11 protein-coding genes are annotated in these 13421 nt (G+C 55.0%); 2 read left to right on the top strand and 9 right to left on the bottom strand.

Features of this window, described 5'->3' with window-relative positions; all coding sequences use genetic code 11:
- Positions 1–72: 72 nt before the first annotated feature.
- Genes AC2FIT_RS05210 through AC2FIT_RS05200 form a run of 3 tightly spaced genes read right to left on the bottom strand, consistent with a single transcriptional unit; the run spans position 73 to position 3559 of the window.
- A complete protein-coding gene (locus AC2FIT_RS05210; protein ID WP_496827316.1) occupies positions 73–876 on the bottom strand; it encodes an SDR family NAD(P)-dependent oxidoreductase in 804 nt (267 codons plus the stop codon).
- Positions 876–2402, bottom strand: coding sequence for an AMP-binding protein (locus AC2FIT_RS05205; protein ID WP_496827314.1), 1527 nt, complete (start codon positions 2400–2402; stop codon positions 876–878). Before AC2FIT_RS05205 ends, AC2FIT_RS05210 begins: the two co-directional genes overlap by 1 nt.
- The gene (locus AC2FIT_RS05200; protein ID WP_496827779.1) at positions 2399–3559 is read right to left on the bottom strand and encodes an acetyl-CoA acetyltransferase; all 1161 of its coding nucleotides are present in this window, start codon (positions 3557–3559) and stop codon (positions 2399–2401) included. The genes AC2FIT_RS05205 and AC2FIT_RS05200 overlap by 4 nt, the downstream gene beginning before the upstream one ends.
- An 89-nt stretch (positions 3560–3648) precedes the next feature.
- Here AC2FIT_RS05200 and AC2FIT_RS05195 point away from each other — a divergent pair, with 89 nt between their 5' ends.
- Complete coding sequence (locus AC2FIT_RS05195; RefSeq protein WP_496827778.1) at positions 3649–4185, top strand: LuxR C-terminal-related transcriptional regulator; 537 nt, start codon at positions 3649–3651, stop codon at positions 4183–4185.
- Positions 4186–4613: 428 nt separating this feature from the next.
- Here the strand turns inward: AC2FIT_RS05195 and AC2FIT_RS05190 are convergent, their stop codons facing one another.
- The 3 genes from AC2FIT_RS05190 to AC2FIT_RS05180 form a co-directional block, all read right to left on the bottom strand.
- Positions 4614–5150 carry a chemotaxis protein CheD gene (locus AC2FIT_RS05190; protein WP_496827312.1) on the bottom strand — a complete coding sequence of 179 codons (537 nt, stop codon included), beginning with the start codon at positions 5148–5150 and terminating at the stop codon, positions 4614–4616.
- Positions 5151–5164: 14 nt separating this feature from the next.
- Positions 5165–6103 (bottom strand): CheB methylesterase domain-containing protein, encoded by a 939-nt coding sequence (locus tag AC2FIT_RS05185; protein WP_496827310.1) that lies wholly within the window; start codon positions 6101–6103, stop codon positions 5165–5167.
- Positions 6104–6195: 92 nt separating this feature from the next.
- Positions 6196–8541: a methyl-accepting chemotaxis protein gene (locus AC2FIT_RS05180; RefSeq protein WP_496827308.1), complete on the bottom strand. Its 2346-nt coding sequence runs from the start codon at positions 8539–8541 to the stop codon at positions 6196–6198.
- A gap of 297 nt (positions 8542–8838) precedes the next feature.
- Here AC2FIT_RS05180 and AC2FIT_RS05175 point away from each other — a divergent pair, with 297 nt between their 5' ends.
- Complete coding sequence (locus tag AC2FIT_RS05175; RefSeq protein ID WP_496827306.1) at positions 8839–10386, top strand: cryptochrome/photolyase family protein; 1548 nt, start codon at positions 8839–8841, stop codon at positions 10384–10386.
- Here AC2FIT_RS05175 and AC2FIT_RS05170 read toward each other — a convergent pair.
- From AC2FIT_RS05170 to AC2FIT_RS05160, 3 genes are read right to left on the bottom strand one after another with little or no spacing between them, the layout of a single operon-like run.
- The gene (locus AC2FIT_RS05170; RefSeq protein ID WP_496827304.1) at positions 10383–11597 is read right to left on the bottom strand and encodes an FAD-binding domain-containing protein; all 1215 of its coding nucleotides are present in this window, start codon (positions 11595–11597) and stop codon (positions 10383–10385) included. The genes AC2FIT_RS05175 and AC2FIT_RS05170 overlap by 4 nt on opposite strands.
- The gene (locus AC2FIT_RS05165; RefSeq protein WP_496827776.1) at positions 11594–11725 is read right to left on the bottom strand and encodes a DUF2256 domain-containing protein; all 132 of its coding nucleotides are present in this window, start codon (positions 11723–11725) and stop codon (positions 11594–11596) included. The genes AC2FIT_RS05170 and AC2FIT_RS05165 overlap by 4 nt, the downstream gene beginning before the upstream one ends.
- 5 nt (positions 11726–11730) lie before the next feature.
- Positions 11731–13254, bottom strand: coding sequence for an FAD-binding domain-containing protein (locus tag AC2FIT_RS05160; RefSeq protein ID WP_496827774.1), 1524 nt, complete (start codon positions 13252–13254; stop codon positions 11731–11733).
- Positions 13255–13421: the final 167 nt, after the last annotated feature.

The raw sequence follows: 13421 nt of genomic DNA, 5'->3' as shown, positions 1-13421 counted from the left end.
AATCGAAAAAACGCAGGTAAGGTAAAGCGAGTACGTACAAGCCCTGCCCACGGTTACCCCACTGCCAAGCCTTTATTGCGACGTCCACCCACCATCGACGGGAATAGTTGTTCCCGTCACGTTATGCGCGATCGGATCACATAGCCAAAGGGCCAGCGCGCCGATTTCAGAGGGGTCAGATGTGCGGCGCGACGGTTGTTTTTCCGCAAGAAGGTCGGCAATCCCTTTTTCGCGATCCCCACCAAACTGTGCTGCGCGGGCCTGCACTTGGGGTTCGATGATCGCAGTTTCTGTCCAACCCGGAGCAATGCAGTTGACCGTCACTCCGCCGCTTTGTTTGTTACCGGCACGCGCATATTCCAACGCAGCCACTTTACTTAACCCGACAATCCCGAACTTGGAGGCAACGTAGGGGGCCTTGTTCACCGACGCAACAAGCCCGTGGACCGATGCAATGTTAATCACCCGACCAAAGCCACGTTCAGCCATCGTTGGCATGGCAAGGCGCATTGTGTGAAAGGCACCTGACAGGTTGACTGCCAATACAGCGTCCCAAGTGGCGGCGTCGGCCTCCGCGAGGCTGACGGTCTTTTGGATTCCAGCGTTGTTGACAAGAATGTCTGCCCCGCCCCAATCCGCGACATCACTCATCATCTTTTCGATCGCAAAAACGTCGCGCATGTCTGCGTCGAAGAACCGGACCTCTGGGCTGCCGGCATCTTCCAAAACCTGCGCTGCGGCGTCGACGTCATCTGCGCTTGCCAAGCCATGAAATGCGATGCGCACCCCGGCACCCGCAAGGGACTTTGCGATAGCAAGACCAATGCCTTGGACCGACCCCGTAACAAGCGCAGTTTTTCCCTTGAGCTGACTCATTAGATTGAATCCTTCTGCAACGTGGCGCGTAGTTCAGTTTTAAGAATTTTACCGTAGTTGTTCTTGGGCAAAGAACTGGTAAAGCGATAGATTTTTGGACGTTTGAAGCGGGCGATCCGATCCAGGCACATTGCGTCCAGATAATTTTCGTCCACTTGCTCGCCACTACGGCAAACAACAAACGCAACAACGATTTCACCCCATTCGCTATCTGGTTGGCCCACAACGGCGACCTCTTGCACGCCGGGATGTGAAAGCAAGACTTCCTCAACTTCGCGCGGATAAACATTCGACCCACCGGTAATGATCATGTCCTTGGAGCGATCCTGCATGGTCACATAGCCGTCTTCATCCATGCGCCCCATATCCCCGGTCCAAAGCCAGCCATTACGGATGGCCTTTTGCGTTGCTGCCGGGTTTTGCCAATAGCCTTTCATGACCGTGCGACCGCGAACTACGATTTCGCCAATCTCTCCAACAGGAACCTCGTGCCCCTCTGCATCAACGATTGAAACCTGCACTTCGGCTTGCGCATACCCTACGGAATTCAGGCGTTCGCGCCAGCGTGGATGCGTTCTGTCCGACACGTCCTCACGCGGCAGCACGGATATGCCCATAGGGCATTCGCCCTGACCATACACCTGCACGAAACGGGACCCCAGGGTTTCCGTCGCCTCAAGAATATCAGCCTCGTACATGGGACCGCCGGCATAAACGATGGTCCGCAAGCCTTCGCCTGTCTGCCCGGACGCGCGCGCCGTGTCGACCAACCGCTTTACCATGGTCGGAGCCGCAAACATGGACACTGAACCAATCTGCGCAGCGAGACCAAGAATCTCAGCCGCATCAAACCCACCGCTTTGCGGCACCACATGCCGCGCACCTCGCAGCACGTGCATGAAGTTGTAAATGCCTGCGCCGTGGCTCATCGGTGCGGCATAAACGATCGCATCTTCGGGGCGGACTTCATCTACGTCCGCAAAATAACTCAGCGTCATTGAGGTCAGATTGCCGGCTGTGATCATCACGCCTTTGGGGCGACCGGTGGTACCAGACGTGTAGAACAACCAGATCAGATCGTCGGCGTCCCGCAAAGCCGGAGCGTCCGACCCCGCGGTATCTCGCAGGTCCTGGAAAGTGTCGCTGTCAAAAGACAGAGGCACGACATCATCCGGCAGGCAATCGACCAAAGCCGCGGCCGCTTTTTTGTCGACAAAAACCGTTCGCGCGCCCGAGTCGGCAATGATCCAGGCGGCTTCTTTTGCGTGCAGCTTGGCGTTGATCGGCACTGCGATCGCCCCCAGCCACCAAATGCCATAAAGCGCCTCAAGATATTCGGTTCGGTTTCCACCAAACACCGCAACGCGGTCATCTTCTCGAACACCCTGCGCTTTCAAAGCTTCAGACAAGGACGCTGCGCGTTTGGCAAACTCAGCGTAGTTGGCCACACATTCGACACCACGAAACAGCGCCGGGGATTGCGGCATCCGCTTCGCCGTTCGTTCTAACCAGATAGCCGGATTCATGCGACGGCCTCCAGGATTGAGCAATAGTTCGCAACGCCCGAACCGCCCATATTGAACACAGCCGCCAGTTGCGCACCGGGAACCTGCATAGCGTCGGCAGACCCGGTGACTTGCCGAGCTGCAAGAACATGCATTGAGACACCCGAAGCACCCACCGGATGCCCTTTGGCCTTCAAACCGCCCGACAAGTTGACGGGCAATCGCCCACCACGTTCCGTCACACCGTTTTCGACCAGCCGTCCGCCCTGCCCTTTAGGGGCGAGCCCCATAGCTTCGTAGATGAGCAGCTCAGCGATGGTGAAACAGTCGTGAACCTCGGCCAGATCAAGATCTTCAACGGAAATATCCGCCTCGGCGAACGCCGCGGCAAAGGTGTGTTTCGCTGCGGTGAGTTCAGTCAGGTCTCGCTGTGACATCGGAAGAAAATCATTCATTTGAACTGCCGCCCGAAACCCGACCGCTCGGGGGAAATCACCGGCTAGATCATCAGCAACCATGACCATTGCAGCAGCGCCGTCACTCACCAAAGAGCAGTCGGTCATCCGCAGAGGCGCCGCGATCATCGGGTTCCTATCTGAAATTGTGTTGCACGCGGTAAATCCCAGATCTTTCTGTAAATGCGCCAACGGGTTGTCCAATGCGGCCTTGTGGTTCTTGGCTGCTATCCCCGCCAGAGCGGCAGACTGATCGCCGTAGGCCTGAAAGTAAGACTGAGCAAAGCGCGCAAAGATTTGCGGAAATGATACTCCGGCCTCTTCGGCCTGATAAGAGGCACCGGCCAAGGCTTCGGTAACACCTTTTGTATCTCGACCAGTCATCTTTTCCGCGCCGATCACCAGCGCCCGGCGCACGCGCCCAGACCGGATGGCATCGCGCGCAGCATAGATCGCAGCAGAACCGGACGCACAGGCGTTTTCAACCCGCGTCGCTGGAATGAACCGCATAACTGGATCAAGTCCCAACACCAGTGACGACCCAAAGGCATCCGGCACCAGCCCGTTGTTGAAATGCCCCAGCCAAATTGCGTCAACGTCCCCGGGGGCCAGCCCCGCGTGTTCAAGCGCCTCGCGCGCGGCGTCAATGATCAGGTCTTCAAAGCTGTTGTCTTTGAGCGCACCAAAACGGGTGTGACCCCAGCCAACGATCTTCGCATCCATGCTTGCCTCCCTCATTGCGGCAATGAATACTACGTTGATCGGGGCTTCGCCAATTCCGGTAAAATACGTAAAGGGCATACACGACGGATCTGGCTGATATCGCATTCGAGAACGCGCCGGTCGGCCTGATCTATTCCGAGGACAGGATCATTCGGCGCTGCAATCCCAGCTTTGCGGAGATGTTTGGCTATCACCCGGATGAGTTGCACAACACCTCGCTGTCGCGCCTTTACCCGTCAGTTGCTGAATTCGACCATATCGGAAAGATCGGGCTGCGAAAAATGGCCGGAGGAGGCCAGTACACTGACGAACGGATCATGCGGCGCGCTTCGGGAGAATTGTTCTGGTGCCGAGTACGGGGCCAATCGCTGACACCCAATACACCGTTCAACAAAGCAGTCTGGACGTTTTCAGATTTATCAGAGGTCCGCCCAAGTACAGGTCTGACATTACGGGAAAGGCAAGTTGCAAAGCTGATGATTGACGGCGTCACGACCAAGGAAATCGCACATGAATTAGGAATTTCCCCTAGAACAGCCGAAGTGCACAGGGCTCGGCTGTTAAAGAAAATGGACGCGAAGAACGGCTTGGAGCTTGTTGCGCGCCTTGTTGGCATCCCTTTGTGAAAAAAGCCCACTATTAACACGAGGACGCTTTTTTTCCGGGTAACAATAGTGACCGGGTCTGGATGTATTGGTATCAAAGCGCTGGCCTTTGGTGGGCATTCGACTTGTGCCTAAACTTTTTTAGTTCAGATGCTGGCCGCGTTCCTTTCTGCTGGATAAGAGATGAACGCGCGAAACTACTTTTCTGCTGGTGGCAGGCTTGCGTCATCTGTAGCCAGCCATCCGGCTTCTTTTTCACGCGAAAGATTTGCGCCAAAGTAAACGACTCTTTAAACTCGCTTTGGGCTTAGGGGTTAAGAGGACTCAATCGAGGCAGGGGAATTCTATGGGATTGGTCATCACCTCGATTTTCGTGCCTAATATTGGTGAACGATGCTAACCTGCAAATGAAACTTAGTTCTAGTTAGTATCGTGTGCGCAAGTCGACCTCAAAACAGCACGAGCTGACTTTTTTGAGGCTGAGCCGCTTTACGATTTTCCTCATCAATCGCGGGATATTGGTGACTTGTCACAAACACCTGCTTCACACGTCCGCTTGCAGGGTGAAACCGAATGCGCCGTGCTTTGTTTCCGCCAACCGATGACGAAACACACTCAATCCCTTCTTCGTTTAAGTACCTTTGAACGAAGTTTGTGTTTTCCGCTCCGACATCGGGTAGATTGGGAAGCATGTTACCACCGCCAAAAATCTTGGCACGAAGATTACTGCGTGTCCCACCGAGTTTCAGGATGCCATTGACCAAAAGCTCCATCGCGTTGATACCGTAGCGGCTGCTTTGATCCTCGACCGAACCTGCGGCAAGAAGAAAGTGGTTCATTCCACCAACTCCTTCCTTCATGTCATACAAACACGCTGAAATGCATGATCCCAATATCGTAGAAAAGACTACGTCGGCCTTGTGAGTCACTTTGAACTCGCCCTGCAGCACACCAACTGCGGGCGCTTTTTCGAGATAGTCCGTCAATGCAGTTCCTATTCTCATTTTTGAATTGCGCTTGCGCCCAACAACGTTGACGCCATTCGGACAAGAGGCACTTGACGTTGGGCTGCCCCGAGCTGCCAGGCAGCGCGCGGCATACCATATACGACCGAGCTGCGCTCATCCTGAACAAACGTGGCGGCACCCGCCCGTCGAAGCGCCAGTAATCCTTCGGCCCCGTCCCGCCCCATGCCTGTCAAAACGGCTGCGACCACTCTTGAAGCTATGGGGCGAGCGGACAAGAACACTTTATCCACGGAAGGAACATGCCCTGACACAGGAGGTCCTTCCGTCAGTCTTGCGCGCAGTGGCGTGCCCGAACTCAATTCAAGATGTTGCCTGTAGCCAGCAGCAATGCACACCAGACCGGATTCCAAAACCAAACCATTTTGGGCCGCAACCACGCGCGCGGGGCAAAGCCGCGACAAAAGGTCAATCAACCCCCCGCCAAAGTCTTCACCCGTGTGTTGAACAATGACTGTCGGTGGGCAATTGGCAGGAAAACGTTTGAGGATCGTACTCAGTGCATCTACCCCGCCCGTCGAAGACCCGATGATAATGATCTTGGAATCCTTATTACTTTTCGACGAGTCTTTGGGACGTTTCTTGTGCGTCGCGTTTTTTACTTCTTTGATCCACGACATGTATGAGGCGGCTGTGTCGCTTTTGCGGAAAACCCGTGGACCTGCGGACGTTTTGGCAGACCCTTTTTCTCCAACAAATACGCAAACGGATTTTAACTCATGAAACAGTGTCTTCATAGTTTCGAACTCTGGAATATCCGTAAATCCCTGCTCGACAATGACAGCCGAAGGCTGCAACTCCTCACTCGTTGCGTAGGCCGCCATAAGATTGTCCACTATGAGAATCCGAACGCCGGGCGCCACTTCGCCGAACTGACTTTTCAAGCGCGTCGCCCAAAAGGGATCAGTGCTCACGACCAAGATATTTTTCACTTTCAAACACCCACACTGCATTTGGCGTCAATAGCCCCTTTCACCCAAAGCGCGGAGAAAGGGGCCAAACAATTTCAAAACTCCTGCCAGACCTCAGGGCCGTCCAACTGGCCATTGACTGCGATTGGCCGTGCTTCCACTTTTGTGTTTGGGCCCCAATCTGCACCGTGGGCCGTTGGGCGCTTGATCTCGACAACTGTGGACTGTGGGTCATCAAATTCAGTTTCAACTCGGAACCGGGCCACAAGTTCAGACAGTTTTGCCGCATCCGAATTCAACAGGTGACTTGAAGCAGAAGACTCTTCAACCATGGCAGCGTTCTGCTGAGTAACTTCGTCCAGCTGAGTCACGCCGATGTTGATTTCACCTAGCCCTGTGGACTGTTCCGCTGCACCATCGGCGATTTCCGACACCATTTGCGAGATATGGCTGACCCTATCCACAATTCTATTTAGTGCTTCCCCGGCCTTTCCGACAAGATCCACGCCACGTTCAACCTGCTTGGAGCTATTGCCGATGAGTGTCTTGATTTCCATCGCAGCTTCGGAACTGCGCTGAGCCAGGGCTCGAACTTCAGAGGCAACAACTGCGAAGCCACGCCCCGCGTCGCCTGCGCGTGCAGCTTCGACCCCGGCGTTCAAAGCCAGCAGGTTAGTTTGGAACGCAATGTCGTCAATGACACCGATGATCTGGCTGATGTGGCTTGCGGATTCTTCGATTTCCGTCATCGCTGCAACAGCGTTCTGGACCACTACCCCACTGTCTTCGGCTTCCTTGCGCGACTCTGTCATCGTCACCTCGACCGACTTTGCACCTTCAGCTGCGGATTTGACGCTTGCGGTCATTTCATCCAGTGCGGCTGCAGTCTGCTCGAGCGTTGCAGCCTGGCTTTCCGTCCGGTGTGAAAGGTCTTCGGAAGCCTGCGATATCTCAGCCGCGCCCTGGCGGATACTGTTAGACGTGTTGATCACTTCGACCACGGTTGCATTCAGCGTTTGCATTGTTGTGTTGAAGTCTTGACGAAGCTGTTCGTGATCGGACCGGAACGGTACCGTGATGGGTTGCGAGAAATCGCCAGCAGACAAACGTCGTAGACCGATGCTCAACTCATTTACGACTTCTTCTTGCTCACGTTGATGCTGCTTACGTTCATCTTCGGCCTTTTGGGCCTCTCGCAAATCATCGCGCATTCGGACAAGTGTCTTTCCGATCGCTCCAAAATCGTCGCGGCGCGTTGCCTCAGGCACTTCGACATCAAGATCGCCTTGGGTCACCTGTTCCATTGTATGGCGAAGCGAATTGATGGGTCCGGTAATTGTACGGGCAAAAAGCCAGCCGACCACCGAAAGAACCAGTGCGCAGGCGATTGAAACCAAAATCTGGAAGTTTCGTTCCGCCTTTACAGGCGCCAGAATTTCATCCAGCGATTGCTCGGCAACTAAAGCCCAGCGGTCGTTGTGAAAAACGATCGAGGACACATAAGAGGCAACCCTGTCGCCGTTGATACCGGTTGCATTGGGGAAAAAGCTGGTGTTGCCGCTCAGCGCGAATTCAATCTGCTCGCTGAACGGCACTTTCTCCAGAACCTTCACACCATTCTCAAATCGGGACGCAATGCGTGTATTGTAATCTTCTCCGACAAGAAGGACTTCACCGGTTTCACCCAGTCCAACCGGGTTGTTCACAATGCCGTCCAAGACGGAGATTGGCAGTTGAATGACCAGAACACCGACATAGGCGCCGTTTTCGTTGATGACCTTCGTCGCGACAAAACTGGACGGAACGTTATTGCTTGGCTCGTAAGGAGACAGGTCTGAAAAGTGAACAGTGCCGGGTGCGTCGGTTGCCGCATCCCTGAAGACTTGCCCAAGCCCCGAGTCCCTGAAACGCCCGTTCAGCAAATTGGTTGTAAAGTCTTTTTCTTTTTTTACCGAGTACACAACATCCCCCTGCGGGCTAACCAGCAGAACATCATAGAATCCCTTGGAATCAACGATCGACAAAAAGGGGGGATGATAACGACCGTGGTGCATGTGGTACACTTCAGACCCTTCGGCTTTGCTCAATAACTGGCGCTCGCCGACGGGATATGGGTTTCCTGAAATGTAAGCTGTGGTCAGGGCTTGCCGTGGATCGCCTTCCGATGCGCTCCAGGTTGCTGAGAACCATTCAAGCGCCGTCGATGTAGAAGGGACCGCCGCCAAGGCCAAAACATCCGCATCCAAGCCTTCCAACCAGCTTTGCAACGTTGCTTCACGTTCCAAAACCAACGTTTTGAAGTGTTCTTCGACGTTTTGTAGGGCGGTGTCCCGAAATCGGAGATCGCTTAATGTCACCAACACAACGGTAACCAATGCGCAAAACCCTACAATCGTGAGTGGAAGTTTCAACGCCAGTTTTGGCGACAAAATCATCTTCATTTTGTTCTCCAACAGTTATCGCGCAGGGGCCTGCCCGCCGCATTTCCTCCTTTTCTCAGCTCAGGTGTTAATTTATCGCTTAACGTCGTCCTTTGGTTTGATCGGAAATTGATTAGACTTTTCTCTTTTTGGTGACTTCAGATCGGTTCACTTCGCGCTGTGCCGATCAGCGACGGCACCTTTGTGATCCCCGGCGATTAGGTAAAGTCACTGACTGTTGACGTTTTCGACCGGACGACCTGCCTCTGAAGGCAGGTTACGTGTTGCTCATAGCCATAGCCGAACTACGTCCCGTGGATGAAGACAAACTCGTCAACCGCCAAAGACGCCCGACTGCTGTTGATTTTGGGCGATCAACTCAGCTTTGAGATCTCCTCGTTGCGCGCCGGAAAGCCCGACCGTGATATTGTCCTCATGGCAGAGGTGCAGGACGAAGCGAGCTATGTCCCGCATCATAAAAAGAAGATTGCGTTCGTTTTTTCCGCCATGCGTCATTTCGCAGCCGAATTGGAAAACGCTGGGTGGTCAGTTAAATATGTAAAACTGGACGACTCCGACAATAGCGGCGATCTGCCTGGTGAACTTGCGCGCGCCGTGAAAGATCACGGCATCGACCATGTGCTGATGACAGAGCCGGGAGAATTTCGACTGAAGGCTGTATTGTCGGATTGGTCCAAAGACGCGCAGACCGAACTGGAAATGTTGGATGACGACCGGTTTGTTGCCTCGCATGCCGAGTTTCGCGACTGGGCCAAGGGGCGTAAGCAGTTGCGGATGGAATACTTTTACCGGGAAATGCGACGCAAAACCGGGCTGTTGATGGACGGGGACGCTCCGGAAGGCGGCAAGTGGAACTATGACAGCCAGAACCGCAAGCCCGCCAAATCGGACCTTTTCATGCCGCGGCCGTTTGAAACAGAACCCGACGCCATGACGGAGGAGGTTCTGAAGCTGGTCGAAGACCGGTTCGAAAATAATTTTGGAACTTTGCGCCCTTTTTGGTTCGGCGTGACGCGTGCGGACGCGCTGAAAGCATTGTCGATGTTTGTGGAACAGGCATTGCCGCGTTTCGGCGACTATCAGGATGCGATGTTAGAGGGCGAGCCGTTCCTGTATCACTCGGTTCTGTCGTTATACATCAATGCAGGGCTTCTTGACCCGCTTGAAACCTGCGAACGCGTTGCACAGGCCTATCACGACGGTGATGCCCCGTTGAACGCGGTCGAGGGCTATATCCGCCAAATCATCGGATGGCGCGAATACATGCGCGGCATCTACTGGCACAGCGGGCCAGAGTACACGCAGCAGAATTTTTTTGGGGCAAAGCGGCCACTGCCGGGTTTCTATTGGACCGGGCGCACAGACATGGCGTGCATGGCCGCTGCGATCGGACAGACAAAAGAAGAAGCTTACGCGCACCATATTCAGCGCCTGATGGTGACCGGGAACTTTGCCATGTTGGCCGGTATCGACCCGCACGAAGTGCATGAATGGTATCTGGCTGTTTATGCCGACGCCTACGAATGGGTCGAGGCACCGAACGTGATCGGAATGAGCCAGTTTGCAGATGGCGGATTGCTGGGTTCAAAACCCTACGCAGCCAGCGGAAACTACATCAACAAGATGTCGGATCACTGTGCCAACTGCAGCTATGATGTGAAACAAAAGACAGGGCCCGAGGCATGCCCGTTCAACCCGCTCTATTGGGATTTTCTGTTGCGCAACGAAGAAAAGCTGCGCGGTAATCCGCGCCTTGGTCAAGTGTACCGAACATGGGACAAAATGGATGAGGCCAAGAAAAAGGAATACCGTGACAGCGCGCGGGCGGTTTTGGACGGGCTTTAGACCGCGTAGCCTAAAGACCTAAGAATAGTGGGGATTTTCTTTCTCAGGCCAAAGAAGCCGCGCGCCGCATGTGGCCACGCAAGGCTGTCATAGTCCCGGCGAATTTGACACAGCTTTAGTCCGGCTCTCTCAAGTCGGGTGTTTTGCAGTTGCGTGGCGACTGGTCCGACGGGTGCAAAGCCAGTGACGACGGTTTTTACTCCTGCTGTTTCGGCCGCTGCGATTATCTGTTCATCCCAGCTTTCATCTTCGGTCCCAACCGCGCCAACGGCGTCCGAGACCGCGCCCGCCGCGAAAGATTGTACAATTGGCCCGATCGCTAAAGGTGATCGCAGCTGCGTGGCAAGCAACCCGGTCTCCTCTTTGGGCTGGCGCGGCAACGTTGCATCAATTTGACAATCGTCTTCAGTCACCAGAAGCAGAAAATCCTCGTCCGGCATGGGGTCTGGCAAGGGAACTGGAACACGAGGATGCGTGAATTCCTCAGTCAAAGACTCGGCTGTCTTTGACAACTGTCCCTCGGGGTTGAACCTGCCATTCGTGTATTTGGCGATGTTGGACGGCCGTGCGAGATAAGTTTTTCCCTTGGTGTGCAATCCGGCAACCCAACGCCAGCTTAGCGTGTTGGACGCCGGGTCGCCGTCAAGCAGATAGCGCAGGAAGAAGTCGGCGCCCAATTCCCAAGGTAGACGCAATGTGAACACCCAGATCGAAGCGAACCACATCCTTGTATGGTTGTGCAGATAACCCGTCTTGATCAGTTCGCGGACCCAGTGATCAAAGCACTCGATACCAGTTCGCCCTTCGACGGCATCATTGTAGTCGGTCGTTTGTGTACCGTCGTCCAGTGCGCGTCGAAGCCCCTCGTTGTAAGACGTCCAGACGCTTGGGTGCTGCTGTAACCAGCCTTTGAAATAGGTGCGCCAGAAAACCTCGTGAATGAATTTTTCAGCGGCTGAATATGAGTGGCGCGCCAATGTCGCGTTCAGAACCTCCTGCTCTGTGATCAGGCGGTGCCGTATCCATGGGGACAGGGCTGAAACGTTGTTGCGTCTGTCCGGACCAAAGTCGAAATTGCGCTGGCTGGCATAGTGCTTGCCGGTGCGCGAGGCAAACTGATCCAGACGCATGAGGCCAGCCTGTCGAGTAGGCGAAAACATCGCGGACTCACCGGGATCGTCCTGTGTCTCGAACAAGTCCCCGGTACTCATGCGGCACGCCTGCAACGTTTCGAGCAGTAGCGCACTTCGTCCCAGACTTGCGCCCATTTCTTTCGCCATGTGAAAGGTCGACCGCAGGTCGCGCAGATCTTGCTGGGCAGGTCGTATTTTTTTCGCATTTTCATTATTTTTCCTCAAATGGTAGGGACATTTGGGTGTCTGGTTCCTTTTTCCGGCGCCCACCCCGATTGCGTGTTCCGCTTTTTCGGCTGGCATGTTTGGAAACTATGGCAGCAGCTTCCGCCCGAAAGCCTTCGCCTTTTCTCACAGCCCAGATCGCTTCGCGCGCTGCGCGAGCCGCTGCAATGTGGTCGACGATTGGTTCCGGATAAGCCTTCCCCAGCACGTCCGCGGCATTTTCCGCCTTCCACGGTTCTTGTAGAAACCTATCAGGGATCGCTGCCAGCTCCGGCACCCATTTTCTGGTAAAGCGCCCCGTTGGGTCCTGATCGTGGCCTTGTTTCACCGGGTTGTAGATTCGAACCGCGTTAATCCCCGTGGTTCCGGATTGCATCTGAACCTGGCTCCAATGAATGCCGGGTTCATAGTCGGTGAAACTGCGGGCAAGGTGCAGCCCCGGAGCACGCCAATCCAGCCAAAGGTGATAGCTTGCAGTTGCCATCACCATCGATCGCATCCGGAAATTCAGCCACCCCGTTGCGCGCAGGTACCGCATGCACGCATCCAGAAACGGCAAACCGGTTTCACCCTTGGCCCACGCGTCCAGCTTATCTTGATCCGGGGCAGATGGGCGGATTCCCTTGTAGCCGCGATGCAGGTTCTCATATTCAAGTCTCGGTTCAGACTCGAGCTTTTGGATAAAATGACAATGCCAGTGCAGCCGCCCGTTGAATGATGTCAGTGATCCGCGCCAAGATGATTTTCCTTTTAGCGGAATGTCCCGCAGCGCACGTTGCCGCGCCCATGTCGCCTGAGCGACTTCGCGCACTGATAGTGTGCCCCATGCCAGATGCGGTGAGAGGCGAGAGCAGGCTGTTTCGCCCTCACCCGGCGACGACATCGCGCGACGATAGGGTTCGCCACGCTTTTGCAGAAAACTGTCAAGCAAGCTTTGCCCTTCTGCTCGCCCGCCTTTCTGACGCAGCGGGCAGTGATCAGGCGCAAGACCAAGTGTTTCCTCCGTCGGAATGTCACCTACATCCAGTACCAGCGGCCCAAGATTCGGAGGGTTTGTTATGGCCTCTGACATGAACGCATCCCAGCGCTCGGCCCATCCATTTCGGGATTTCATGCGCCGGACGACGCCGTGATTTTGAACCTCGTTCCAGGGGATGCTGTGCGCGCTGCACCACGCTGCGACGCGCAGGTCGCGCTGAAACGTCCAATCATTCCCAGTTTCTTCATGTGACCAGAGCGCGGTCAGGCCGTGATCCCGGTGAAGGTCGCTTAGGATTTCAACAGTGTTGCCGGTGCGTACGATAAGAGGCTGACCCAGCTTGTGCAGGTCGGCGCGCAGTTGGTGCAACGTTTCTGCGATAAAACTCCATTGCCGACCAGACATGTCGGGCGCGCGCCAGAGCTCAGGCTCGGCCACGTAAAGCGGCAAAACCGCGCCATGCGCCGCAGCCCGCGCCAAAGCGCGGTTGTCTTGAACCCGTAGGTCGCGCTTGAACCAAACGACGTGCATCGTCACTTCTCACATCCGATCCTTTTCGTTCTGACGTAAGGCGATTTTCGTTTGTCTCAATTCTGAATGTCGCCGCGTGATCTGGAACCAGCATTCCCGCCGGCTGTACGGCGTGTAAACATCTGTTCAAGATCGATGGTGCCGGGTATGGCGATAGTGGCGCTGCG

The sequence above is a fragment of the Ruegeria sp. YTSA135 genome, from assembly GCF_059610165.1.
This window is presented reverse-complemented; position numbering and strand designations above follow the sequence as displayed.

Bases quoted from the DNA above. Each gene is read 5' to 3' on its own strand.
- AC2FIT_RS05170 (WP_496827304.1), bottom strand. From the start codon at position 11,597: ATGAGTACCGGGGACTTGTTCGAGACACAGGACGATCCCGGTGAGTCC.
- AC2FIT_RS05205 (WP_496827314.1), bottom strand. From the start codon at position 2,402: ATGAATCCGGCTATCTGGTTAGAACGAACGGCGAAGCGGATGCCGCAA.
- AC2FIT_RS05180 (WP_496827308.1), bottom strand. From the start codon at position 8,541: ATGAAGATGATTTTGTCGCCAAAACTGGCGTTGAAACTTCCACTCACG.
- AC2FIT_RS05210 (WP_496827316.1), bottom strand. From the start codon at position 876: ATGAGTCAGCTCAAGGGAAAAACTGCGCTTGTTACGGGGTCGGTCCAA.
- AC2FIT_RS05175 (WP_496827306.1), top strand. From the start codon at position 8,839: ATGAAGACAAACTCGTCAACCGCCAAAGACGCCCGACTGCTGTTGATT.
- AC2FIT_RS05200 (WP_496827779.1), bottom strand. From the start codon at position 3,559: ATGGATGCGAAGATCGTTGGCTGGGGTCACACCCGTTTTGGTGCGCTC.
- AC2FIT_RS05165 (WP_496827776.1), bottom strand. From the start codon at position 11,725: ATGCGAAAAAAATACGACCTGCCCAGCAAGATCTGCGCGACCTGCGGT.
- AC2FIT_RS05160 (WP_496827774.1), bottom strand. From the start codon at position 13,254: ATGCACGTCGTTTGGTTCAAGCGCGACCTACGGGTTCAAGACAACCGC.